Here is a 25,183-nt window from a genome sequence, read left to right as displayed (position 1 = left end):
AATATGGAGCTAAACAATCCCCATTATTCTTCATAATCAATTTTTTCTTTGATAAAGTTTCCATTTCTTAAGTCATTAAATGCAACTTCGAGCTCCTCACGAGTATTCATTACAATTGGACCTGCCCATGCAATATCTTCGTCAAGTTTTTTAGAACTTATGAAAAGTACTTGTGCATATTCTGAAGCATTTTTAATATTTATAAAATCGCCCTCTGAAAATTTTACTGCAGTTTTTTCTTCTATTAATTCATCTCCAATGTAGACATCACCAAGTAGAGTGAAAATCATAATAGAATCATCTCGATTTGTATCTATTTTTATCTTAGCATCTTTTTCTAAATGAATGTCATAATAATCAAGTGGAAGGTGTTCCCCCTTGTGACCTTTGTGATCTTTGTAGCTACCAGAAAGAAGCCTTATCTTTCCGCCTTCAAACTCGATTTCTTCAATTTCAGAATTTTTAATGCTTTTATAACTTGGATTTGACATCTTCTCATCACTTGGAAGATTTAGCCAAAGTTGGACGCCAAGCATTCTTTCAGAAGCTGGAAGCATCTCTTCGTGCATAACACCACTTCCTGCATTCATCCACTGCACTTCGCCATCACTTATGGCATCCTCATTACCCATGCTGTCCTTATGAACCATATTGCCTCTAGAAATATATGAGATTGTTTCAATACCTCTGTGAGGATGTTCAGGAAAACCTGCTATATAATCATTGGGATCAGTGGAGTCAAAGGAATCAAGCATTAGGATTGGATCAAAGGCCTTAACAGTATTTAGTCCAAGAACCCTTACAAGACTTACACCTGCACCATCAACTGCTCTTTGCCCTCTAACTTTTGCAATTATCTTTCTATCCATTAAATCACTCCTATAATTTTAAAACATACTTTAAATAAAATATATCCGTAATAGAAAATTATAAACAGATGAGATTTTTAGAAGTTTGCTATTTTTGACAAGGGATGGAATTTTACTGTACACTAATACAGTATGTTTTAAAAATGCTTATTTAATTTATTAGATAAGCATTATTTTTATGAGAACGGGGAGGAAAAACAATATGAAGAAGAAAACTCGTAGAATTTTTAGTGAGCATTTTGTTTATTTCCTATCACTGGGATTTTTATCAATTTTAGTTTTAATGGGAATTGCAATACCTGAGCCATATCAAAAAGTTACAGAACTTTTAAGAAATAAAATAACAACAAACTTTGGTTGGTTCTACTTATTATTAGTAACTGGTATTTTGTTTTTTTGTGTTTATTTAATATTAAGTCCAATAGGACAAATAAGATTAGGTGAGCCTGATTCAAGACCTGAACATGGAACACTTTCATGGATAGCTATGATGTTTTCAGCGGGAATGGGAATAGGGCTTGTATTTTATGGAGCAGCAGAGCCACTTAGTCACTTTGCAAAGATGACCCCTATTGCACCAGCAGGAAGTAGAGAGGCGTTGGCAGATTCCTTTAGGTTTACATTTTTTCATTGGGGAATTCATGCTTGGGCAGTTTATGCAATAATAGGACTTGCACTTGCATATTTTGGCTTTAGAAAACAAGAAAAGTATCTCTTATCAGTTACTTTAAAGCCAATACTTGGAAATCACTCCGAAGGCATAATTGGAAAATCAATTGATATAGTGACAATAATAGCAACGGTAATAGGAGTTGCAACAACTCTTGGTTTTGGAGCTGCACAAATAAATGGAGGGCTTTCGTATTTATTTAAAATTCCAAACAATATAGTCCTTCAGATAATTATAATAATCATAGCCACTGCATTATTTATAATGTCTGCACTTTCAGGACTTGGCAAAGGTGTAAAGATACTGTCAAATATTAATTTAATATTGGCAATAGGTCTTCTTGCAATTGCAATAGTAGTTGGTCCAACTGTGCAGATTTTTGACAATATGACAGAATCAATAGGCGGATATTTGCAAAACTTCTTTAGAATGAGCTTTAGATCAGCTGCATTTGATGGCACAAAAAGAGAATGGATAAACACATGGACAATATTTTATTGGGCATGGTGGATATCTTGGTCACCATTTGTAGGAGTATTTATTGCAAGAATTTCAAAGGGACGTACAATTCGTGAGTTTTTAACAGTTGTACTATTAATACCAACTCTTTTAAGTTTTCTATGGTTCTCAGCCTTTGGAACACTTTCAACTCATGTACAAAATATGGGGATAGATCTTAGGTCCTTTGCAACCGAAGAAGTTCTCTTTGCAACCTTTAACAACTATTTTGGAGGCACAATTCTCTCATTAATATCAATTATATTAGTAGTTACATTTTTTGTAACATCAGCTGACTCTGCAACATATGTGCTTGCAATGCTATCAGAAGATGGGGACTTACTTCCAACGGGACGAAAAAAAGTAATCTGGGGAATATTACTTGCAGCGATTGCCATAGTGTTATTATTTTCAGGTGGACTTACAGCATTGGAAAACACATTAATAATAGTAGCACTTCCATTTTCTCTAGTAATTATATTAATTGTGTTGTCTCTCTTAAAAGAGTTATATCATGAGAAGAATAAAATGGGTCTTAAAATAAAGCCGGAAAGGCTCCCTAAGAAAGATCAACCCTTCAAGTCTTACGATGACTAATGATATAGGATAAATTTAATTATAATGATATAATAGATTTATTATTGATTTACTTTAAAGGGGGATTTAAATGAATAAAATTGCAATACAAGAAACTTATGGCGAAAGATTTCAACACTGCTGGGGATGCGGTCCTAAAAATGAAGATGGTCTTCATATGAAATCTTACCCAAGTGAAAGTGGAAAAGAGTGCGTTACAAAAATTACTCCAGACAAAATGTATACAGGAGGAGTTCCTGCAAATTTATTTGGTGGAATGATTGCCATGATTTTTGACTGTCACGGCACAGCATCTGCAGCATACTTCAAGCACAAGGTACTTGGTAAAGAGCTTACAGAAGATACTGTAATAGGAAGATTTATAACAGCAAGACTTGAAATAGATTTTAAAAAACCAACACCAATGGATAAAGAAATAACTGTAACAGCAACAGCAGAAGAAATTGGCGAAAGAAAAGTAATCGTTGATATGGTTATGGAAGCTGATGGCGAAGTTCGTGCTAAGGCAAAGATGGTTGCAGTTGGTGTAAAAGATAATATGTAATAAGAAGAGAAGGCGTGGGCTTTCTCTTTTTTAAATTAAAAGTCCCAGGCTGAAACCTGGGATAAATATTTCATTTGATTATTAATACTCTTTTTTTAATTTTCTTAAAAGCCTATACCTTACCTTCAAGTCCCTTATCAACGAGAGCTTGCTTTTCTGGTGAAATCTTAGGTGTATCCATTGTAAATGAATTGTCTACAACTGTGAAGTCGAAGTAACCAAGTCTAGCAACAGGTCTAATTTTAACAACATCTACTAAACCTTCGTCAGTGATGTATTCGTCAGCAATGTGAACTCCAACAACTTCTCCAATGATGATGTCAATTGTATTAATTGTATCAACTCCTGGAAGTCTTATTGTTTGTTTGTATTTGATTTCGTATTGAACAGGTGAGCCTTTAACTCTTGCTACATCAACTACATTTGATTTTTCTTTTTCAAGTCCGCAGTATTCGAATTTATCTTTAAAACCTTCTGGAAGCTCAGCAATTGAAGATTTATTCATTTCTTGTGCTAGTGATTCTGGCACTAAGTTGTATACAAATTCTCCAGTTCTTTCAATGTTTTTAACAGTGTTTTTTCTATCGTCAAATACATTTTGATTAGCTGAGAATAATACTAGTGGTGGATCGAAAGTTAAGTTTGTAAATTGTGAATATGGAGCAATATTGTCTGTTCCATCTTCGTTTTTAGTTGAAATCCATCCAATTACTCTAGGTACTGTACATGATTTAAATGGGTTTTTAGGTAGTCCGTGGTCATTATTTTTTGGTTCGTAAAACATAAAATCTCTCCTTTTTAATTATTTATTTTATTATTAAGTAAGCTATTGGTGCAGTGATTAAGAAACAGAATACAGTTCTTTCAAACCATATTATAACTAAGTCCTTAATTGACACTGGTATTTCAGAAGCTACAATTGTTGGAATTGTAGTTGAGAACATAATTACTTGTGCAACACTCATTACAGATATGATAAATCTTGTAACAAGAGGTGCCTTTGTTACTACCATTACTGGTAGGAACATTTCTGCTAGTCCAAGCATTGCTGCTTTTGCCGCTAGTAGTGGTTCAGGTATTCTTAGAAGTAGTGTAACTGGATAAAGAATATATCCAAAGTAGTCAAATATCTGTGTATAGTTAGCAATAATTAGTGCAACTAAACCAATTGACATAAAGTTTGGAAGTACTTCAAATACTAAGTTAAATGAATCTAGAACATTTTTTGTAGTTCTTGGTATAACAGGACCAGCTTCTTTACAAAGAGTTAGTCCTTCATTTAGTGAAGCCTTAAAGATATTTCCTTGAAGTTTTTCTTCAGGATATCCTTCCATATTTTTATAATAAGTGTCTGGCATTTTTGAAATTGGTGGAATTCTCACTGTGATTGCACTTAGTGCGAATGTAACAAATAGTGAAACAAATACATACTCCATCCAATAATCCATAAGATCAGTTGTATTTGCAATAACTATTAAAAATGAAATTGCAACTGTAGTAAATCCTGTTACAACAGCAACTGCTTCTCTTAATGTATATTTTCTATCTCTGTATAAATCATCAGTCATCATAACTCCAACAGCAGTAGATCCCATGAATGCAGCTACGGCAATTACGGCTGTTCTGCCAGGAGTTTTCCAAATTGCTCTCATGACAGGTCTTAAGAAATTTCCTATAAAATCTATAAAACCATAGTCCATTAAGAATGTAATAAAAATTGCTGAAATTGGAATAAGTGTACCAACTTGTATTGCAAGTGAATTAAATAAAAATGGTCCGTGGTCATCTCTTGCAACTGCTTCAGGTGCAAAACCTGAGAATAAGTAAATAGTAAAGAATGCACCTATAAGTTTAGTGAAAGAAAAGACCATTGTAACTTTGTCTGATTTCCAAGTTCCCTTGACAAAAGGTCTTATTGCTCCAATCATTATGATTATAAAAGCATAAGCTGTTGCAATTTTAGGGAAGTTGTTAATAAATAGTGAAATTACATACTCAAGTGGAATAGTTGAATGTCCATCTACTGTAATTGGAATGAAAAAAGCAAAAATTCCAATGGCACTTAGCACTATAAACTTTAATAAAAGCATTGGGTCTTTATAAAGCTTTTTATCTTTATGTAGGTTATCGTTCATATAATTCTTACCTCCTTTTGATAAAATAATAACCTTTTCACAAACAAAATCACATGGAATATATTGCTTTTCTTTTTAAAGATTATGCTTTATAATGATAAAGTGATTAGAAATATTAAAAGTGAGGATAAAAATGCAAGAAAAATTTAAGAAAGACCAACTACTTTATGATATTTTGACAAAAGAATACATACACAATTTAATTTATGGAGATTTTTACAGGACTAAACTTTTTAAAGAAAGATTTAAAGAATATGAGATTGCTATAGAAACAAACTATGTGATTACAGTGATGTACGATGATTTTTGGAAGATTTGCAAAAATAGAGACAATCAATTTAGATACAATGTTAAGAGAAAACTTCTTGAAGATGTGAGAAAAATAATTACAGATTATAAAACAATTTCTACAACTTTAACTGGTACAGATAAAATAATAATATTTTTGGAGTGTGAAAATAATTCAATCGAAGAAGATTTTGCCACTAGTGAAAAAATTGCTAAAGATATTTTAAAAGGACTTAAGAAATATATGACTAATTCTGTAAGTATTGCAATTAGTAACTTTTGTAACAATAATATTGACATTATGAAAGGATATCAAGAATCTTTTAGTCTTCTTGAAAATATTTTTACTAAAGGAAAGGGAAAAATTTTAAGGCCAAATGAGGAAAAAATTTCTATAAATTATGATTATAAATCCTTACTTGATAAATCGATTCACAGCCTACTTGTAAAAATTGGTTTTAAAGATATTGATGAATCAGAAAATATTATTGATAATCTCCTCGCACAGATGACATACAAAGATATGAACAGTGACTACATTAAATCAAGTATTATAAGGCTTATTGTAGAAGTTATTTCTTATTTTAACAGAGAAAATAAAGATCAGCAGTTTTCCATAATTTATATTCAGTCAATTGAGAAAATAGTTTCTGCAAACACAATCGATGACATTGAAAAGAGTTTAAAAGAATTTGTAAATATTATTATCAGCAATCTTTCCACAAAAAGCGAAAAGAAAATCGCACTTGAAAATACTATTTCATATATAAATAAGTACTATGGAAAAGAAATAACTCTAGATGAAATTTCCCTTGTTGCAGGGTATAGCAAAAGTCATTTTTCGAGAATGTTTAAAAAGTATATGGGAATTAATTTTTCAAAATATTTAATTGATGTTAGACTCGAAAATGCCGCAAAGCTAATTAAAAATTCTGATGAGGGAATAGTAGATATTTCTAATGAAGTTGGATTTAATGATTATTCTTACTTCTCAAAAATCTTTAAAGAACATTATAAAATGAGTCCTAAAAATTATAGGGAAAATAATTAGCTAAAAATAGCCTCGCAACCAAAAGTTGCGGGATATTTTCTTGTTATAGTTTATAAATTTTGATAACATTATTTCAGAATTTAAGAAAGAGTGATTTTATGTATGGAGAAAAAATTAGAGATTTGAGAAAATCTCACAGACTTTCTCAAGAAGATTTAGCACAAAAATTAGATGTAACTAGGCAGGCAATTTCTAAATGGGAAATGAATAAAGCTGATCCAACTAATAGGAATTTAAAAGAACTTTCTGATGTTTTTAATGTAGATATAGCATATTTTATTGGAGAGAGTTTTGAAAATAATGAAGATGATAAAGAGAAATTAGACTTAAAAAAAGAAGGAAAGAATTTCTTTTTCTGGATGATTTCTGCTTTTATAGGTTTTGTATTTTTCGCTGCTTATTACTTTTTGGTAATGCCTGAATTTTTTGGAGTAAATCCAATGGAGATGCCCTATCTTTTAATTACAATTTATATGATAATTGCACTTATATCATTTCCACAGGCTTATGATTATGTGGGGGACAAGTTAGAAGATTTAGATTATAATTTATTTTCTAAAGTTGTTTTGCCAATAGTTTATATAATTTCTCCTTTTATTGTGGTTAATAAAATAGTTAAATCATTTATTTAAAGAGTCCACTTATTAGAGTGGATTTTTTATTTGTAAATAGATTTATATCTAATTCTATGGTAAAATATCAATTGGTAGTTAATTTTTGTACTAATTTATGGAGGTGAAAGTACATGGACGCCAGTGGGCCGAATAAAATTTTTTATTTCAATAGTTATAGCGATAAAAATCTGATTGGGCTTTCTGAGTTTTTGTGCTTTTAAGAAAGTTTATTAATCATGCTCAATTTATCCGCTATGACTAGCGGTATTTTTATGCCCAAATTTAATTAAATAGGAGGGAAAGTATGATTAATTACAATGTAGAAAAATTAAAAGACTTACAAGAAGAAATTAACACAATGAACCCAGTTGACTTGGCAGAAAGATTAGTTGAACTTTCTAACGAAGATCTTGCAATTTGGATTAAGTTATTAAACAAAGATTTATTGGCAGATGCCTTTGCAGAACTTCCAAGAAATAAAAAGGTAGAGGTTATGGAGTCTTTATCTGATGAAAATATTCAAGACTTAGTTAGAGAGCTTGACGGAGATGAACTTGTAGACACATTACAAGAACTTCCTGCTAATATGGTTAGAAATCTAATGAATAGATTTATAGACAGCAAGAGACGACCTATTATTAACAAACTTCTAGGCTATCCTGAAGAAAGTGTTGGATCAATAATGTCAGTTGATTTTATGTCTATTAAAATAAGCACAAGCCCAGAAGATGCTCTTGAAAAAATTAAAAAATCAGAACTTGATTCTGACAGACTTGAACAAATTTGGATAACAGATGATTCTCTTGTGTTAATGGGTTTTGTATATCTTGCAGATATTATTAGAAATCGAAATAAAAGTATTGAAGAATTTTTCCATCATATCACTGCTTCAGTTTTTGCAACTGATGACCAAGAAATTGTTGCAAAACTTGCTAGAAGATATGACTTGGGAGAAATTCCAGTAACTGACTCTGAGGGAAGACTTGTGGGAATTGTGCCAGCAGAATGGGCAATTGATGTATTGCACGAAGAATACGAAGAAGACCTTGGCAATATCCATGGTATTAGCGAATCATCTTCTGATTCTTATTGGGACAAATCAAGTTTTCAAATTGCAAGAGAGAGAACAACTTGGCTAATCATTTGCTTGATAACTGCAACTATGACAGGATTTATAATTAAAAGATATGAATCAGTTTTGGCAGCGAGCGTGGCTCTTACAGCTTATATACCAATGCTAATGGATTCTGGCGGAAATGCAGGTACACAATCTTCAACTACAATAATTCGTAGCCTATACACAGGAGAAGTTAACTTTAAAGAATTTTTCCGCGTAATATTTAAAGAATTTAGTATAGGAATATTTGTAGGAATTGCCTTGGTTTTAATAAATTATATAAGAATGTATTTGTTAGATGGAGTAAGTCACACAATAAGTCTTACAGTTTCTGTGACACTACTTCTTACAATAATTTTATCAAAAATAATTGGTGGAGTATTGCCACTAATAGCAGATAAATTAAAAATAGACCCAACAATTATGGCGGGACCACTAATTACTACTATAGTAGATACTTTCGTACTAATGATATATTTCGAAGTGGCAAGCTTTTTAATGGGGTTATAAAAAAATAAATAGGAATTTATTTGAGGGTTGTTCTGATATTTAGAAAGGGACAGCCCTTTTGATAATATTAGGTTTAGAAATAATAAATTTGATTAAAAATAAAATTTCATAATAATATGCAAAGGACAGCCCCGTAATATACAAATAAAATTTATTATTTCAAAAGATATCTTTTGATAATAGTGAGGTTGGTAATTGTGCATCATAAGCAAAAAAATTAGTTATGCGTATAAAATTTTCAACTGTTTGAACGAGCGAAGCGAAGTGAGTTTTGAAAATTTAGCATGACTGATTTTTTGGACATTCAGTGCGTTGAAAGGGGGGTCTTAGGGGGAAGACAATCAAGAGTCTTCCCCCTATAAAATTGAATCTTAGATTCAAAAAAATAAATATTTAATGAAAAATTTCAAATAAATCATATCATATTAAATAAAAAAGAGGGCGTTCTTTAGGATAGCCCTCTTTTACATATCAAGATTTAAAAATTTATTTAAACTTTCTTCATCTTTTGATATTTCTTCTAAGCTTAAATTATTTTCTTTAAGCTTTACTTCTATTTCTTCTCGACTAAATTCTGCTATATGCTTAGGGTTAGAGAAGTTATTAATTTTATAATCTTCTTCTGTAAGATATAGATAATTTAAATTCTTCAAATTGCCAATTAAAGAAAATGTAATTGCTGCATTGTTAAATAAGTTATCCTCATTTAGACCTTCATATCCATCTAAATATACATTTAGAGAGTATGGTTCTTCATCTGATAGTATTTGTATAGCTTTTTTGCTCACGTTATTTGGATATTTTTGCATATCCAAAATTCTATCAACCTTTGAATTATCTCCAACATAATCTGTTTTATAATCTAGAATAGAATCTTCTTTTTTACTACATGCTATAAATGAAATTGATATTAAAATCAAAAACAAAATGATAAATACTTTATTTTTCATACTACCTCATAAAAAAATCACTTAAATCAAAATAATTTAAGTGATTCAAACTTATGCTATTATCATTGATTTAATGAATAGTCCAAATACTAAAACTACTAAAAACATTAATCTTAATTTATAACTCATTTCGACCTTCTTACTTTAACATTTCCTTTAATTCATTGATTAAAGTTGTATTTGTTACATCGTATAAAAGGGGACTAACTGTTGCGTAATTTCTATTTAGGTAATAAATGTCTGAATCCTCTTCGTTATTGTCCTTAGGAAAACCCCTAAGTCTCATATTGTATCCTTCCTTTTCTTCAGATACATCGTAAATACTCATTACATCTCTGCCAACTTTACAAACTTTAATTCCCTTAAGTTCATCGTAATCTAAATAAGGCACATTTATATTTAATACTTGAAGTCTTTTTAAGTCGTCAAGATTATTAAATACATCCATTGCAACTTGTGCTGCTGCTTCGTACTTTGAATGGCCCTTAATCCACTGTGCTGAAACTGCAATTGATGGAATGTCAAAAAGATTAGCCTCTATTGCAGCTGAAACTGTTCCTGAATAAAGTACATTTGTCGCAGCGTTAAATCCTGAGTTGATTCCTGAAAAGCAAAAGTCAAATTTTTCATCTAGTAAATGAACTGCTGCACGCACACAGTCTGCAGGTGTTCCGTAAACGCAAAGGCTTCTCACATCTTCGAGTCCTTCGATGTCTACATCTTGAACCATAAGCGGACTTTTAAAAGTGATGGCATGAGATTTACCAGAATTTTCAACATTTGGTGCAGAAATTGTAACTTTATGTCCAGCTTCAATTATTTTTTTTGCGAGGATTTCTATTCCCTCAGCATTAATTCCGTCATCATTTGTAACTAAAATATTCAATTAAATCCTCACTCTCTAAAATTAAATTTCCAAAATAGTAGAAGGCACATATCTCGGTGCCACTTCTATTGTATAATCTACATTTTCTTCCTTGTGTTCAGAAAGAAGTATTTTTTTAATAGTATCTAGTGCAAGTTCAGGCAAATTATTGTCTGTGGATAAATGTCCCAGCATAACTTTTTCGCCCTTCTTTTTTAAAATCATTGAAAGGACTTCTCCTGCATTTTCATTGGATAGATGCCCCTTTGTTGAAAGTATCCTCTGTTTTGTAGGATAAGGATATGTTCCATTAATTAGCATATCCACATCGTGATTTGATTCTAAATAATATATGTCTGAATCTTCCATATTATCCATTGCTTCTTTATTTACCCAACCAGTGTCAGTTAGTAGTGATATTTTTTTGTCTCCCTTTACCACAAATCCGCAGCCGTTGGCACAATCGTGAAAGGTAGAGATGGGCATGATGTCAAGGTCTTTAAAGGTAAAGTCCTTTCCATTTTCAAAGATGAATACATTGGAAGAGTCTAATTTCTTTATAGTTGGTAGCATTCCATCTAATGTCATCATATTTGAAAATACTTTTAAGTTGTATCTTCTAGAAAGCACTCCCACAGATTTAATATGGTCAATATGCTCATGCGTTACAAAAATTGCATCAAGTTCTGATGGATTTACTCCAATTGAAGCTAAGTTTTCTTCGATTTTTTTGCCTGAAAGTCCAGCATCTATTAAAATTTTTGTGTCTTTATATTCTATATATTGGCAGTTGCCACTAGAGCCACTTGCCAATGAGCAAAACTTCATCCTCAAACCTCCATTTTTATTTTAACACAGAGAGTTTTCTTTTACCATATCAGTAGTTGTCGATAACTGTATATTCGCCGTCAGTAAATTCAATCTTCCAAGCTGGAATTGCACGACCATTTACAGCACGCGTTATATCTTCAATATAACCTTGATCTTCTGGATTAAAATAAAAGCATGGGCTAATTTTATTTATAGTCTTGTCATAGTACTCGTCCTTGTTTAAAAGGTATAAAAGTGCCTTGGGTGCAGGGTATAGAGTGATCTTTTGCTCAGAACTATCTAATACATTTAGCCAGAGTCTATCCATTGAGACAACTCCTCTAGAGTCAATTATAAAATTTGTATAGGAGCTTTCAACTGGAAGATTTTCATGTTTTTTTGTGTAATTTAAAATATACATGTCGTCCTCGATACGATAATAACTTAGAAAAATATCTCTAATGTCAAATTTTTTATCTAGCATAAATCTCTTGGCAATTTCTTGAGCCTTATCAAGGCTATTGATTTTGTTGAAATTATTTTTTTTGACACGATTTTCGTAATAAATTCTTCTGTTGTTAACAAGGTTTATATACTCATCACCTAGAGAAATTTCTGCAAGGTCTGTACTAGGCCTTGATATAACGCCCTCTCCATTGAAGAAGTCTGCATTTATTTTGTCCTCAGACATTGTTTGAAACTCAACAAAAAGTGATGGAAGCTTATTTATTTTTCTAGGTATTTTTGTATCCACATTTATATTTTTCTTATCCAGCATTGAAATTACTTCATTTGTAAATTCTCTTGTCGTAGACTCGTCCTTTAACCTCAAGTCATTGAACTGAATGTATAAAAATAAAATTATATTTGCAATGACTAGGGCAATTATTAATATTTTTTTGATTTTATTCCATTCCATATTATTACCTTACCATTACAATTTTGCCTTCATCAACACTTAGATAATACTTGTTGCCCTTGTAGACCATTTCATATACTAGGAGCAAATCATCGTATTCTAAGCTTGAAAAGCTGAGATAAACTATTGATAAATTGTCAATTTCTTTTAATATATCCATGACTGGTGTGTCGGAGAAGATTTTTTTATTTTTCTTTAAAATTTTGTGAATAGATTCCAAATAAATTTCATCTTCTTCATATATTGGGTTGTCTGCTTTTCTTATATAAAATTCTCTGTAATTTTTTACATAATCAGAGAACACATCGATTTCTATAAAACTGTGATCCCTTGATGTCAAAATCATTGGAGTTTGCCCTTCTTTTAAGTTGAAGAAAAATCTATATCCAAGACTTCCATTAAATTCAATTTGTTCAGTGTTTTCAAGATAAATTCCACTGCTTATGCCTGTCTTTTGTGCAATAAATTCCACTGCTCTATTAAGTGATTTGTATAAATTTCTCTCAGGTACATTAAATTCTGATTCAAGAGAATATTCCAAGAATCCATTTTCAGAAATTGAAAGATATTCGCCCTCGTAGACATAGGTATTTTTACCTGCAACAGAAATTTCTCTGATGTAGTCAATTGGAGTATCTAAAAATCTTTCTGCAAGATTTGATTTACTTCTCTCATCGAGATTAAAAAGTCCTGAAGTGTAGGAAACTTTTTGAACACTTGTGTAAGATGCAACTGGTATATAAATATCTTTTTCAATGCCATAAGCCTCATAAAAATTTATGGCCTTGATACCAGATTTCTCACCATCAGCAAGCATATCGTCAATGGAAAATTCAACCTTATGGTCCAAAATTTTATAATAATTTCCAACTCCAGTAAGATAAATTTCTCCATCTTTTGAAATATAAATTGAATCCACACTTATATTTACATTATTTTCTCCATAGTCATCGCCAAGAAAGTTTACAAAAATCGAACCTGATAGTGGAGAATTAAATTTAAAAATAATTGACTCCTTATCTTGAAGATTTAAATAATCTTTAAGAGAAATTGCCTCTAGGTTTTTTGTATTTATTTCTTGTAAAATCTTAGAGATATCATTTCCATAATCTTTCCAAAAGTCCAAAACATTTGTAGAGATGTAGTGGTTTCTGTTGCCAAAGTTTGAGATAATTCTCTGCGGCATTAAGATTTCATCAAGTATTTCAGATACGTCATTTACAGCATTTCTCGACTCAGGTTTTCTGTCAAAGGAAAGCCAGAGATTTCTCGATTGAAAGATTAAAAGAAATATCAAGAATATTATTATAAAAATATCTCTATGTTTTTTAACTCTATTCATCATCATCATCACCTGATTTGAATAAAAGTGTAACTGAAGTGTATTTGCCAAGTTCTGAATCTAATTTTAAATCTCCGCCGAAGCTTTTAATCATTTCATTTGCAATAGAAAGCCCAAGACCAGTTCCGCCCATTTCACGGCTTCTGCCCTTTTCAACTCTGTAAAATCTCTCAGTAATTCTTGGAAGGTCTTCCTTTGGAATTCCAATACCATTGTCTCTAACTTCAATTTCAACAAAATTGCCAGAATTTTTTGCAGTTATGGAAATTTCTCCATCTTCTTCTGTATATTTACAAGCATTTGAAATAATATTATTTAAAACTTGGTCGGCACCATCTCTATCGGCATAAATATCGTTAATGTCCATGGCGATATCAAGTTTAATTCTATGTCTTTTTTGAGTGATAAGAAGTGATTGAGATTCAATTGCTTCATCTATAAACTCATAAGTGTCAATTTTTGAAAAGTTTAATTTTTCTCTGTTGTAATCGAGATTAGATAGAGATAACAAATCTGTCACTATTCTAGACATTCTAGAATTTTCTCTTTCAATTACCTTTAAGAATTTTCTTTCAGTGTCGTTTCCAAGTTCTCCATCTAAAAGAGTTTCAGTGTATGATTTAATTGTAGTAATAGGTGTTTTAAGCTCGTGGCTTACATTTGCTACAAATTCTTTACGCATTATATCAAGCATGTGCTCCTTATCTATGTCTTGAAGCACAATAATTAGACCTGAATTAATATTTAAATCAGATTTATAAGGTGCGTATTTAACTTTGTAGAACTTATTCCCAATTTTTGTAAGCTCTTCACCCTTTAAACTCTCTTCTTCAGTGTAGTCAATCTTAGAAAGGTTGATACTATTTAGATTTATCTCTCTTAATAAATCCTTATCAGAAATATTTAAAATTCCCTTGGCAACTGAATTTGCATGTATTAGCTTATTGCTCTTATCTATTGCAATTACGCCCTCAGCCATGTAGTTAAAAATTGTATCAAGCTTTGATCTTTCAAGGTCCATTTTTTCAATTGTTTCAGAAAGTTCCTTAGTAAGGAAGTTAAACATCAGACCAAGCTGACCAATTTCGTCATCACTTTTAACATCCACTCTTTGATTGAAATTACCCTTTGCCATTTGTCTTGCCTTTCTAGTTAAAAGCGTAATAGGACCTGCTATGGAATTTGCAATAAAATATCCAAGAATTGATGTGATTATTAGTGAAATTAAAGTCGCATAAGTTATAATTACTTTTGAATCTTCAATTACTGAATAAATTGAATTAAGATCTCTTGTCATATAAATTATGCAAAAAATTCTTCCTTCAGGAGATAAAATAGGTCTTACAATGTGTTTTTCAACTCTATATTCATTATCATATGAGACAATTTTATCTCTGACTTTTCCAGAAACTCCATCCATAATTAGTTTAGGTTCAAGTGATTTTATATTGTAAGCTGATTTTATATCTCGCCCTTCAATATTTTTAGTACTTGCAAGAACTACGGGATTATCTCCAGTTGAAATAATATAAACTGATTCATCACTGGAAATACCCCAGTCTTTGAGCGTTTCGTCAAGCTGGGGCAGTGTATTAACATCTTTATTTGTATTGTTTGCATCTTCTTTAAAAAGTGCAGAGATAGTTGTGGTAAGAGTATCCATGGTTTTATTCATAGAGTCAGTTGCAGTGTCTATCTGAACTTTTTCCAATCTATCAACTATAAAAGTTGAAGCTATAAACATAGATATTAAAACTAAAACAACATATATTAAAATAAATCTGTATTTAATACTATGAAACATTAACTCTCACCATCATCTGATCCAAAGAAATATCCAACGCCTCTTTTAGTTTTGATGTATTTAAAATCGCCACTTTCGTCTTCGATTTTTTCACGAAGTCTTCTCACAGTTACATCAACTGTTCTAATATCTCCGTAATATTCATATTCCCAAACTTCTTCAAGAAGTTCTTCTCTTGAAAAAACTTTGCCTGGAGAATTTGCTAAAAACTTTAGAAGTTCAAACTCACGAAGTGTGAGCTCAATTACTTCTCCGTTTTTAATTACTTGGTATTTATTTAAATCGATTTCTAAATCCTTAATTTTTAAAGTAGATTCTTCATCATCCTTCTTTTCTTTAGAATCAAATCTTCTAAGGACAGCCTTAACCCTAGCAATTAACTCTCTCATTGAAAAGGGTTTAACTACATAATCATCAGCACCAAGTTCAAGACCTAGGACTTTATCTACTTCATCTTCTCTTGCAGTTAGCATAATAACTGGAATATCAGAATTTTTTCTGATTTCACGAAGAGTTTCAAATCCATTTAGCTTTGGCATCATTATGTCTAATAATATTAAGTCGTAGTCATTTTTTTCAGTGAGCCCAATTGCCTCAACACCATTATTTGCAGTATCAATAAAATATCCTTCTTTTTCAAAATTATATTTAATAATATCAGAAATAGCGGTCTCGTCATCAACTACGAGTATTTTCTCGTCCATAAAATCATCCTTTGTTATTTATTATTATCCTCATCACTCTTTTCGAAAATTTTTTCATTTCCTTTTTCTGAATATAAAATTAAAAGTGTCTTTGTATCAACAATTCCTTCTATTCTTAATATCATATCATAAAATCTAGTCAAATCTGCTGTATTAATGGTCTTAATGCGAAGCATTACACAATGATCGCCAGTAACTCTATAACATTCAAAAATTTTGAAATTAGGATCTTTAATTTCCATAATTTCTGAAATCAATCTTTCAAAATCATTTGTATTAACCTTGCAAAGCACATAGGTATCTAAATTATAGCCGATTTTTTGCCAATCTATTAAAACTTTATAGCCCTTGATGTATCCTGAGTCTTCCATTTTGTAAATTCTTCTGTGGATAGCTGGTCTTGTAAGATTAAGTTTTTTTGAAATATCTTCATGGCTCATTCTGCCGTTTTCACTAAGAAGTTGCAAGATTTCGATATCAATCTCGTCTAAATTATTATTTTTTCTCATAAACTCTCCTTGTTACTTTTTGTAGAATTTTCATTTTTAAACCTTACTTTATTTTAACATATTTTAACAAAAATTAAACAAAGTAAAATTATATTTTCTTGAAGGATATCAAAATTTATTAAATTTACTATATTCTTTATAGAAAAGTTAAAATAGTATATAATTAATTTGTCGGAGGTTTTTATGAAAAATATATCTGACCTTTATTTTAGAAAACTAAGACTTGAGGACGTATATACATTTAAAAATTGGAAAAAACACGAATCAGTTCTCTTTTATGATTATAATTTCATGGAGGAAACTGAAGAAGATATAAAAAATTGGTATAAGTGGAAGACAGAAGTTCCCTTTACAGAATATTATGCAATAATTTATAAAGAATCTCCAATTGGATATATGTCACTTAAAAATATAAATAAAATTTTAAAAACTGCAACTATAGGAATCGCCATGGATCCTAAATACATAGATCATGGATTGGGTAGCTTGATTTTAGAAAAATTTCTAGATTATCTAAGAGATGAAAATTTTAAAATAATTTATTTAAACGTCGCGCTTTATAACAATAGGGCGCTTAAAGTTTATAAAAAGCTTGGCTTTAAAATAAAATATAAATTTGTTATGAAATTTAATAATGGCGAATACGACGAAAGAAATGCAGATTTTTACAATAATAGAGATAGCTTTAAGAGAATGTTAAACAGAACTTTTTTCTATGTTTATAAAATGGAAAAAAAGCTTTAGAAAGAGAATGTGTTATGTTTTTACTTGAAAATAATAAATACGACCTAGGCGAAACTAGCATCGAAAATATTTTTATAAATGATTTTATGCCAAGTGCCAATGGAGAATTTGTAAAAGTTTATATATTGGGATTAAAATTTGCCAAGGAAAAAAAAGAGGACATAGACGATAGAACTATTGCAGATTTTCTTGGAATTTTAGAAACAGATGTAAAAAGAGCTTGGGAATACTGGCAAAAAATGGGTATTGTAAAAATAGAGGCAGAAAATATTGAGTTTATAAATTTAAAGGAGCTTTATATTCAAAATGTCTACAACTTAAAAGAAGATAGAAAAGAAGAGAAATCCTACTCAAAGTTAGTTGAAAATAAAGAATACGCAAATCTATTAACAAGGGCTGAATTCTTAATGCGCGAGCCCATCGCCCCAATGAAAAAAATAGATATTATTAATTGGATTACAGTTTACAATATGCCAGTTGATTTAATTGAAGAGGCATTTTTTTATACCACTGAAATAAAAAATGTTTATTCCGTAAATTATGTGGAAAAAGTTGTTAGGAACTGGTCTAAAAATAATATTAGAACTATGGAAGATGTTGAGAAATCTTATCTGGCAAATGACATTAGATACTTGAGATACAAAAAAGTCAAAAGATATATTGGAATGGAAAAGAGTTTCTCACAAGCAGATCTTAATATGGTGAATTCTTGGTTTGAAGAATACAATCTTCCAAATGATGTAATTCTTGCAGCTTGCAACAGAACTTCTAGAATTCAAAATCCAAATGTGGCTTATGTAGATGCAATTTTAAAAGAATGGAAAAGACTTGGCATTGAAAAAGTCGAAGATATAGAAGAAAAAGACAAAAAGAAAAAAGTTAGAAAACCAACAGCCTTTCACAATTTCAAGCAAATTACAGATAACTTCTCTGAGGAAGAGCTTGAAGATGTTGCCATGAGAAAGCAAAGAGAAGGCTTTAAAAAATTAGGTGTTGATTATGGAACTGAGGACTAAAATTAGCAATTATTACGAAAATAATAGACGAAAAAATGAAGAAATTCACGAGAGAAGAGTTGAAGAAGTCTATAAGAAAATTCCAGAAATGCGAGAAATTGACGCCTTGATAAAAAATATTGGGATAAAAGCTGCAATTTATCAAATCAAAAATCCTGACTCAGATAAAACTATAAAAGATTCTCAAGAAATTTACAATTTAAAGCAAAAAAAAGATGAGATTCTCACAAAAAATGGGTATCCTAAAGATTATCTAGAGGAAATTTACACTTGTAGTGATTGTCATGATACTGGTGTCTTTAATGGCAAGAAGTGTCACTGCATGCAAAAGCTAATTGTAGAAGAACTCTACGATATGAGCTCAATTTCTTATATGCTTGAAAAAGAAAATTTTGATACCTTTGATTTAAATGTTTTTTCAGAAAAGACTTATGAAAAGTTTGGACTTTCGCCTAGAGAAAATATGAGAGGGATTTTGACTATTGCTAGAAATTTCATCAATACCTTTGATGAAAAAAATGATGTAAATCTAATTTTTTGGGGTCCAACTGGTCAAGGCAAGACATTTTTACTTAACTGTATTGCAAAGGAGATAATAAAAACTGATGCAATTGTAATTTATCAGACAGCTTATGAGATTTTAAAGACAATTGAAGACAGAAAGTTTAGAAATGAAAAAACTGAAAAGTATAATTTATTCTTCGAAGCAGATTTATTAATTGTAGACGATCTTGGAATAGAAATGACCAATGCTTTTACTAATTCTGAGATTTTTAACATCATTAACACAAGACTTTTAAGGGGTAAGAAGACATTAATTTCAACGAATTTATCACCTAAGGAACTTTCTATAACTTATACCGACAGAGTTTTTTCGAGAGTATTTCAAAAATTTGTGCCAGTCAGATTTTTTGGTCCAGATTTGAGATGGCAGGAGGAAAAATAAAGATGAAATTATCAAAAAGAATAGAAAATGTACATTATTCTGCAGTGAGATCATTATCTCCTTACGCAGACAGGGCAGTAAAAGCTGGAAAGAAAATTTATCATCTAAATATTGGAGCTCCTGATGTTCCAGTACCAGATGAATATTACGAAACTTTTGAAAATTTAGAAAGAGGACCACTTCCTTATGCTCCTTCAGCTGGAATGCCAGAGTTAAGAGAAGCAACTTCAAAATACTATAAAAATAGAAATATAAACTTTGAACCAGAAGATATTTATATCACAATGGGCGCAAGTGAAGCACTGATGTTTACATTTCAAACAATAGCAGATGATGGAGATACTGTTCTTACAACTAATCCATTTTATACAAATTACAGCACAATTTTTGAACAACTAGACATAGAAATATCTGCATTTCCTACTGATCCAGATAAGGGGTTTGCAATTCCTGAAGAAGACGCAATAGAAAATTGTGTGCTTGATAATACAGTAGCAATACTTCTTTCTAATCCTACAAATCCAACGGGAGCTCTTTATTCAAGAGAAGAAATCGAAAGAATTGTGAATGTTGCAAAAAGACACAATCTATACATTGTGGCAGATGAAGTTTATAGAGAATTTATCTATGACGACAACGACTACACTTCTTTTGGAGAAATCGATGGAATTGAAGAAAATTTAATTTTAATCGATTCAATCTCAAAGAGATTTGGAGCTTGTGGTGCAAGAGTTGGATCTGTGGCATCAAAGAATAAAGAATTTTTAGATGGAATTAATAAATTATGCAACTGTAGACTTGCAGCTCCTACTATTGAACAACTTGCAGCTTCAAAACTTTACGGAATAGACAAAGATTACTTTGAAACTGTAAACAAAGAATATCAAAGAAGAAGAGATGTAATCTACGAAGAATTAATAGCAATCCCTGGTGTCACTGTAAAAAAACCAAAGGGAGCCTTTTATGTAATGCCAAAGCTTCCAGTTGATGATACTGAAAAGTTTGCAAAATGGATTTTAGAAGAGTTTGACGTAGATGGAGAAACTGTAATGTTTGCGCCGGCAAGTGGATTTTTTAAAGACGCTGAAGATGGCAAGCAAATGGTTAGAATTGCCTTTGTATTAAATGAAGATGCCATAAGAAGAAGTATGAAAATTTTAAGACTTGGATTAGAGGCGTATAATAGCCTATGAATAAAGAAAAGATAAAGAAGATTTTAGAAAAAGTTATAATTGGAATTGTCACACTTATAATGATTACAGTTCTTGCAAATCAATATATTAAGACAAGTGAGGGCTCAATTAATCTTTATTTAAGACAAATCCAAATTGTTTTAATAATTTTAGTGGCAGTACTTTCTCTAATAATGGCAATCATTGATAAGAACAAATCTCTTATTGTAGTTTTATTAATTTTTTATGCATTAATGTCTGTACTTTTTGTTGTTTTTAGATCAGCAAATAGAATTTAGTGATTTATATTTAAAAAGTATGATATAATTGTTTAAAGGAGCTGCAGCTACTTGCGGCTCTTTTTTTTAAAAATAAATAGGATTGGAGGAAAGCATGAATTTATTAATTATTACAGTGGTATTATTTTTAGCAATTATAGCAACAAATGTATCTAATAGATCAGGACTTCCATCGCTGTTATTATTCTTATTTTTGGGAGTAGTATTTTCAGCTATGGGAATAAATTTTAATGATTTTCACATAGCAGAACAAATCGCAACAGTTGCACTTATGATTATTATGTTTTACGGCGGATTTGGTACAAATTGGAATATGGCAAAGCCTACTGCCAAAGAGGCAATAGTTTTGGCATCACTTGGAGTTGTGCTAACTGCGTTTATAACTGGAGGATTTTGCTATTTTATTTTAAAATTTAGCCTATTAGAATCAATGCTACTTGGTTCAGTTGTTGCATCAACTGATTATGCATCTGTATCGGGAATACTAGTTTCAAAAAATTTAAACTTAAAATATTCCACAGCACCACTTCTTGAAATTGAAAGTGGTTCCAACGACCCTACTGCTTATACTATGACAATGGTTTTCTTATCGCTTATTATGGGCACTGATATTTCTGTTCCAGTACTTGTATTAAAGCAGGTAGTAATAGGAATTTCGGCAGGATTTTTACTTGGAATAATATTTTTCAAGATAATAGAAATTTTATCCCTTGATGATGACGGATTATTTTCAGTATTTATAGCAACTATTATGCTTGGGACATATTCAATAACATCAACACTGGGAGGTAATGGTTTCCTTGCACTTTACATTCTTGGAATCTACATAGGAAATCACGAATTTGAAAAGAAAAGAGATGTTGTATTTTTCTACGACGGACTTTCATCAATCTTTCAAATAGCAATGTTCTTCCTATTGGGACTTTTATCTGATGTGAATATGATTTTAAAAGCACTTCCAGTTGGGCTAATAGTTATGCTATTTATGTTATTTATCGCAAGACCAATTTCAGTTTTTGGATTAATGGCGCCCTTTAAAATGAAAAAGAATCAGCTTGCTTTAATCTCAATTGCAGGACTTCGTGGAGCAGCAGCTATTGCCTTTGCAATTATGGCTGTAAACAGTGGAGCAAATCTTTCAATCGATGTTTATCACATAGTCTTTGTAATATGTATATTCTCATTATTAATTCAAGGGACAATACTTCCCTTTGCAACTAAAAAACTGGATATGTTTGATCCAAATGATTCAGTTTTAAGGACATTTAATTATTATTCAGACAAAACTGCAATTGAATTTATTAAGACAACTGTAACAAAGGCATCACCATGGGTCGACAAAAAAATTTCCGAGATTCAAATTGCCTTTAATGTCATTATTGCAAAAATCGAAAGAGACAATAAATCAATTGTCCCAAGAGGAAACACTGTTTTACACGATGGGGACACAATTGTAATTGGTGGAGAAGCCTATTTTGACAAGACTGGTCAAGATTTACTTGAAATAAAAATCGGCGAAAATCATAAATGGTCTAATAAAGAAGTTAAAGATATTGACATTGATGAAGATGAACTTATAATAATGATTCAAAAACCTAATGGTGACATTATAGTTCCTAGGGGAAATACAATTTTAAATCCTGGAGATAGGGCTGTCATTTCAAAAGAAATAAATGAAATAGCTGATCCAGAATAATTAGACTGCTCTTGCAGTCTTTTATTTTTATAATTTGGGTAAAGATAAGTTGAGGTGACAATATGAGCGATTTAAAAGAAATTAATGAAGCTAAAGCTGCACTTTTAGATGTCAAAGAAGAAATTGGACATATTCTTGATAAAGTTAACAACGCCAAGAGATGGGGCATTGCAGATATTTTTATGGACTCAATGCTTACAAGCATGGTTAAAAGAAATAAAATAAAAGATATTAATAGCGACTTAAAGAGATTACAATCAAAACTAATGGTAGCTAAGGAAGAACTTTCTGATGTAGATATAAATTTTGAAAGTGAAATTTCTGATACAGGCTGGGATAATTTTTTTGATATATTTTTTGACAATATTTTTACTGATTTGAGGGTCAACTCAGAAATCAAAGAAATTAGAGAAAATCTAATGGATTTAGATGAAAAAGTTGACGAAATTTTAAAAAAATTAAATTAAAAATAAAAAAATTTTGAAATAAGTGTTGACAGTTAAAAATTATGATGCTATGATAATGAAAAATTAAAACCAATTTAAACCAAAGAATGAGAAGAGTAATTTAGTAAGTAATTTTTACAGAGAGCCCGTTAGGTGAGAAGGGCAAAAGAGCTATTAGATGAACATGGCCTCTGATGGGATGAGTCGATATTTAGACTTATAGGGGAGCTCCCCTTACAGAGCTAGAGTATGTTGGTACTTGAGAGTGGCATTTTATGCAAAATAGGTGGTAACGCGGAAAAATTTCGTCCTTATTGTTCAATTGAACAGTAAGGACTTTTTTATTGCTTTCTCAAGAATAAAAAAAATAAAAGGAGAGTAAAAATGGCAAATATTTTAGCACCAAGTAAATTCGATGTAGTGGGATCTTTTTTAAGACCTAAGGAGTTAAAACAAGCAAGAGAAGATTTTAGAGATGGAAAAATCTCTGCAGATGAATTAAGAGAAGTAGAAGACAGAGAAATTACTAAACTTGTTGAAAAACAAAAAGAATCAGGACTTAAAATTATCTCTGATGGTGAGTTTAGAAGAAGCTGGTGGCATTACGACTTTTTCTGGGGAATTAACGGTATTGAAAAATACGAATTAACTGGAGATGAAATAATTAAATTCCACGGTGAAACACTTCGTCCAGATGGAGTTAAAATTGTGGGAAAAGTCGATGGAAAGAATCACCCATTCTTAGAACATTTTAAATTCGTAAAACAATTTGAAGATGAAAACACAGTTGCAAGACAAGCAATCCCTGCTCCTGCACAACTTTTAAGAGGCGTGTATAAACAAATCACAGAAGGCGGAGTTTATGAAAAGGAATCAGAATTTGTAGATGATATAGCTGCGGCATATGGAGATTTCTTCAAAGAAATTTACGAACTAGGATGTAGAAATGTTCAACTTGATGACTGTACATGGGGTGCACTTGTAGATGAAGATGCAATAAAAGAATACGAAGCACATGGAAAAAGTGCAGAAGATTTAAAGAAAATTTATCTTGAAATAAACAACAAGGCAATCAGCCATGCACCAGAAGGACTAAATATTACAACTCACATCTGCAAGGGAAATTACAAATCATCATTCCACTTTAAAGGAGCATACGATCATGTAGCTGATTATGTACTTGCAAGGGAAAATGTAAGTGCATTTTATCTTGAATATGATGACGAAAGAAGTGGAGATTTTAAAGCACTTGCAAAAATTCCAGAAGGTAAAAAAGTAGTTCTTGGAATTGTAACAAGCAAAAGACCAGAACTTGAAGACAAAGAAGAGCTTAAGAGAAGAATTAAAGAAGCCACTGAATTTATACCACTAGAAAATATTTGTATTTCGCCACAATGTGGATTCTCTTCAACAGAAGAAGGAAATGCTTTAAAAGATGAAGACCAATGGAAGAAGATAGCACTCATTAGAGAAGTTGCAGAAGAAGTATTGATTTAAATTATTTTTCGATAGGGAATTAAAAGCCCGAGGGCTGTCCCTTGTAAATAGAAATGAAGTGTTATTGAAAATTAAAGATAATAAAAGAGAAGCATAAATTTATAAAAAGGGGCTGTCCTATTTGGTTTGGAAACTGGATGAATGAGACAGCTCATTTGCTTATCGACCGAGTAGTTAGTTAATTATTGGCAAAATCTATTTAAGTTTTAAAACTTTAAGAAGTAGTTATATTCTTATTAACCTTATTATTTACAAAACGTAGGCAACTGTGCTTCATAAGCAAAAAATAGAGACATGCGTTAAAAAAATTAAATTGTTTGAACGAGTGAAGTAAGTGAGTTTTTAATTTTTAGCATGTGTCTATTTTTTGGACATTCAGTGCGTTGAAAAGGGGGTTTTAGGGGGAAGACAATCAAGAGTCTTCCCCCTAATTAATGAATCCTTTGGATTCAAAAATAAAATTAAAAAATAAAATTTATATTTTGAATATAATAAACAGAATATTAAGAAATGGACAGCCCTTTTTATTAGATTTAGTATTCATTCTTAAAAGATAATATCCTAAGAAATT

General features: G+C 30.9%; 24 protein-coding genes and 1 other annotated feature. Of the genes, 13 read left to right on the top strand and 11 right to left on the bottom strand.

The annotated features are described in order from the left end of the window. Nucleotides 1-23: 23 nt before the first annotated feature. Complete coding sequence (locus KQI68_RS00950) at nucleotides 24-869, bottom strand: pirin family protein (RefSeq protein ID WP_216548129.1); 846 nt, start codon at nucleotides 867-869, stop codon at nucleotides 24-26. A gap of 202 nt (nucleotides 870-1,071) precedes the next feature. On the opposite strand from KQI68_RS00950, the gene KQI68_RS00945 reads away from it, so the two are divergent. Both KQI68_RS00945 and KQI68_RS00940 read left to right on the top strand, forming a co-directional pair. Continuing rightward, complete coding sequence (locus KQI68_RS00945; protein ID WP_216548127.1) at nucleotides 1,072-2,634, top strand: BCCT family transporter; 1,563 nt, start codon at nucleotides 1,072-1,074, stop codon at nucleotides 2,632-2,634. A 70-nt stretch (nucleotides 2,635-2,704) separates the two neighbouring features. Then, nucleotides 2,705-3,178: a hotdog domain-containing protein gene (locus KQI68_RS00940; protein WP_216548125.1), complete on the top strand. Its 474-nt coding sequence runs from the start codon at nucleotides 2,705-2,707 to the stop codon at nucleotides 3,176-3,178. Nucleotides 3,179-3,290: 112 nt separating this feature from the next. Here KQI68_RS00940 and KQI68_RS00935 read toward each other — a convergent pair whose 3' ends face one another. Both KQI68_RS00935 and KQI68_RS00930 read right to left on the bottom strand, forming a co-directional pair. Beyond that, nucleotides 3,291-3,962 (bottom strand): flavin reductase family protein, encoded by a 672-nt coding sequence (locus KQI68_RS00935; RefSeq protein WP_216548123.1) that lies wholly within the window; start codon nucleotides 3,960-3,962, stop codon nucleotides 3,291-3,293. A gap of 22 nt (nucleotides 3,963-3,984) precedes the next feature. Continuing rightward, nucleotides 3,985-5,313, bottom strand: a complete 1,329-nt coding sequence (locus KQI68_RS00930) for a YjiH family protein (protein ID WP_216548121.1) — start codon at nucleotides 5,311-5,313, stop codon at nucleotides 3,985-3,987. Between the two features lie 133 nt (nucleotides 5,314-5,446). Here KQI68_RS00930 and KQI68_RS00925 point away from each other — a divergent pair, with 133 nt between their 5' ends. From KQI68_RS00925 to mgtE, 3 genes are all read left to right on the top strand, one after another. Beyond that, the gene (locus tag KQI68_RS00925; protein WP_216548119.1) at nucleotides 5,447-6,652 is read left to right on the top strand and encodes a helix-turn-helix domain-containing protein; all 1,206 of its coding nucleotides are present in this window, start codon (nucleotides 5,447-5,449) and stop codon (nucleotides 6,650-6,652) included. A gap of 98 nt (nucleotides 6,653-6,750) precedes the next feature. Further along, nucleotides 6,751-7,284: a helix-turn-helix domain-containing protein gene (locus KQI68_RS00920; protein ID WP_216548118.1), complete on the top strand. Its 534-nt coding sequence runs from the start codon at nucleotides 6,751-6,753 to the stop codon at nucleotides 7,282-7,284. A 286-nt stretch (nucleotides 7,285-7,570) separates the two neighbouring features. Continuing rightward, nucleotides 7,571-8,893 carry a magnesium transporter gene (mgtE, locus tag KQI68_RS00915; RefSeq protein ID WP_216548117.1) on the top strand — a complete coding sequence of 441 codons (1,323 nt, stop codon included), beginning with the start codon at nucleotides 7,571-7,573 and terminating at the stop codon, nucleotides 8,891-8,893. A gap of 464 nt (nucleotides 8,894-9,357) precedes the next feature. Here mgtE and KQI68_RS00910 read toward each other — a convergent pair whose 3' ends face one another. The 8 genes from KQI68_RS00910 to KQI68_RS00875 form a co-directional block, all read right to left on the bottom strand. Then, on the bottom strand, nucleotides 9,358-9,843 hold the full coding sequence (locus KQI68_RS00910; protein ID WP_216548116.1) for a DUF4825 domain-containing protein: 486 nt from the start codon (nucleotides 9,841-9,843) through the stop codon (nucleotides 9,358-9,360). A 139-nt stretch (nucleotides 9,844-9,982) separates the two neighbouring features. Beyond that, nucleotides 9,983-10,729, bottom strand: coding sequence for a 5'/3'-nucleotidase SurE (gene surE / locus KQI68_RS00905; RefSeq protein WP_216548114.1), 747 nt, complete (start codon nucleotides 10,727-10,729; stop codon nucleotides 9,983-9,985). 21 nt (nucleotides 10,730-10,750) lie between these two features. Continuing rightward, nucleotides 10,751-11,536 carry an MBL fold metallo-hydrolase gene (locus KQI68_RS00900; RefSeq protein WP_216548111.1) on the bottom strand — a complete coding sequence of 262 codons (786 nt, stop codon included), beginning with the start codon at nucleotides 11,534-11,536 and terminating at the stop codon, nucleotides 10,751-10,753. A gap of 49 nt (nucleotides 11,537-11,585) precedes the next feature. After that, the gene (locus KQI68_RS00895; RefSeq protein ID WP_216548109.1) at nucleotides 11,586-12,437 is read right to left on the bottom strand and encodes a two-component system regulatory protein YycI; all 852 of its coding nucleotides are present in this window, start codon (nucleotides 12,435-12,437) and stop codon (nucleotides 11,586-11,588) included. 4 nt (nucleotides 12,438-12,441) lie between these two features. Continuing rightward, nucleotides 12,442-13,779: a hypothetical protein gene (locus KQI68_RS00890; protein WP_216548107.1), complete on the bottom strand. Its 1,338-nt coding sequence runs from the start codon at nucleotides 13,777-13,779 to the stop codon at nucleotides 12,442-12,444. Continuing rightward, a complete protein-coding gene (locus KQI68_RS00885; RefSeq protein ID WP_216548105.1) occupies nucleotides 13,772-15,583 on the bottom strand; it encodes a HAMP domain-containing sensor histidine kinase in 1,812 nt (603 codons plus the stop codon). The genes KQI68_RS00890 and KQI68_RS00885 overlap by 8 nt, the downstream gene beginning before the upstream one ends. Next, a complete protein-coding gene (locus KQI68_RS00880; RefSeq protein WP_216548104.1) occupies nucleotides 15,583-16,287 on the bottom strand; it encodes a response regulator in 705 nt (234 codons plus the stop codon). Before KQI68_RS00880 ends, KQI68_RS00885 begins: the two co-directional genes overlap by 1 nt. 14 nt (nucleotides 16,288-16,301) lie before the next feature. Beyond that, nucleotides 16,302-16,796 (bottom strand): Lrp/AsnC family transcriptional regulator, encoded by a 495-nt coding sequence (locus KQI68_RS00875; RefSeq protein ID WP_216548103.1) that lies wholly within the window; start codon nucleotides 16,794-16,796, stop codon nucleotides 16,302-16,304. Nucleotides 16,797-16,979: 183 nt separating this feature from the next. On the opposite strand from KQI68_RS00875, the gene KQI68_RS00870 reads away from it, so the two are divergent. From KQI68_RS00870 to KQI68_RS00835, 8 genes are all read left to right on the top strand, one after another. Next, nucleotides 16,980-17,540, top strand: coding sequence for a GNAT family N-acetyltransferase (locus KQI68_RS00870; protein WP_216548102.1), 561 nt, complete (start codon nucleotides 16,980-16,982; stop codon nucleotides 17,538-17,540). Between the two features lie 14 nt (nucleotides 17,541-17,554). Next, nucleotides 17,555-18,556, top strand: coding sequence for a DnaD domain-containing protein (locus KQI68_RS00865; protein WP_216548100.1), 1,002 nt, complete (start codon nucleotides 17,555-17,557; stop codon nucleotides 18,554-18,556). Next, nucleotides 18,540-19,502 carry an ATP-binding protein gene (locus KQI68_RS00860; RefSeq protein ID WP_216548098.1) on the top strand — a complete coding sequence of 321 codons (963 nt, stop codon included), beginning with the start codon at nucleotides 18,540-18,542 and terminating at the stop codon, nucleotides 19,500-19,502. The genes KQI68_RS00865 and KQI68_RS00860 overlap by 17 nt, the downstream gene beginning before the upstream one ends. 2 nt (nucleotides 19,503-19,504) lie before the next feature. Then, the gene (locus KQI68_RS00855; RefSeq protein ID WP_216548096.1) at nucleotides 19,505-20,695 is read left to right on the top strand and encodes a pyridoxal phosphate-dependent aminotransferase; all 1,191 of its coding nucleotides are present in this window, start codon (nucleotides 19,505-19,507) and stop codon (nucleotides 20,693-20,695) included. Next, entirely contained in the window at nucleotides 20,692-20,973 is a 282-nt protein-coding gene (locus tag KQI68_RS00850) for a hypothetical protein (RefSeq protein WP_216548094.1), read from the top strand. The genes KQI68_RS00855 and KQI68_RS00850 overlap by 4 nt, the downstream gene beginning before the upstream one ends. Nucleotides 20,974-21,067: 94 nt before the next feature. Then, a complete protein-coding gene (locus KQI68_RS00845) occupies nucleotides 21,068-22,669 on the top strand; it encodes a potassium/proton antiporter (RefSeq protein WP_216548092.1) in 1,602 nt (533 codons plus the stop codon). A 62-nt stretch (nucleotides 22,670-22,731) separates the two neighbouring features. After that, a complete protein-coding gene (locus KQI68_RS00840; RefSeq protein ID WP_216548090.1) occupies nucleotides 22,732-23,136 on the top strand; it encodes a hypothetical protein in 405 nt (134 codons plus the stop codon). 74 nt (nucleotides 23,137-23,210) lie between these two features. Continuing rightward, nucleotides 23,211-23,431, top strand: a binding site (T-box leader). Between the two features lie 68 nt (nucleotides 23,432-23,499). Continuing rightward, the gene (locus tag KQI68_RS00835) at nucleotides 23,500-24,612 is read left to right on the top strand and encodes a 5-methyltetrahydropteroyltriglutamate--homocysteine S-methyltransferase (RefSeq protein WP_216548088.1); all 1,113 of its coding nucleotides are present in this window, start codon (nucleotides 23,500-23,502) and stop codon (nucleotides 24,610-24,612) included. The last annotated feature ends 571 nt before the right edge of the window (nucleotides 24,613-25,183 follow it).

The sequence above is a fragment of the Peptoniphilus ovalis genome (assembly GCF_018919265.1).
GTDB lineage: Bacteria > Bacillota > Clostridia > Tissierellales > Peptoniphilaceae > Peptoniphilus_A > Peptoniphilus_A ovalis.
The sequence above is the reverse complement of the archived record's forward strand: the minus strand, read 5'-3'. Positions and strand labels throughout refer to the sequence as shown.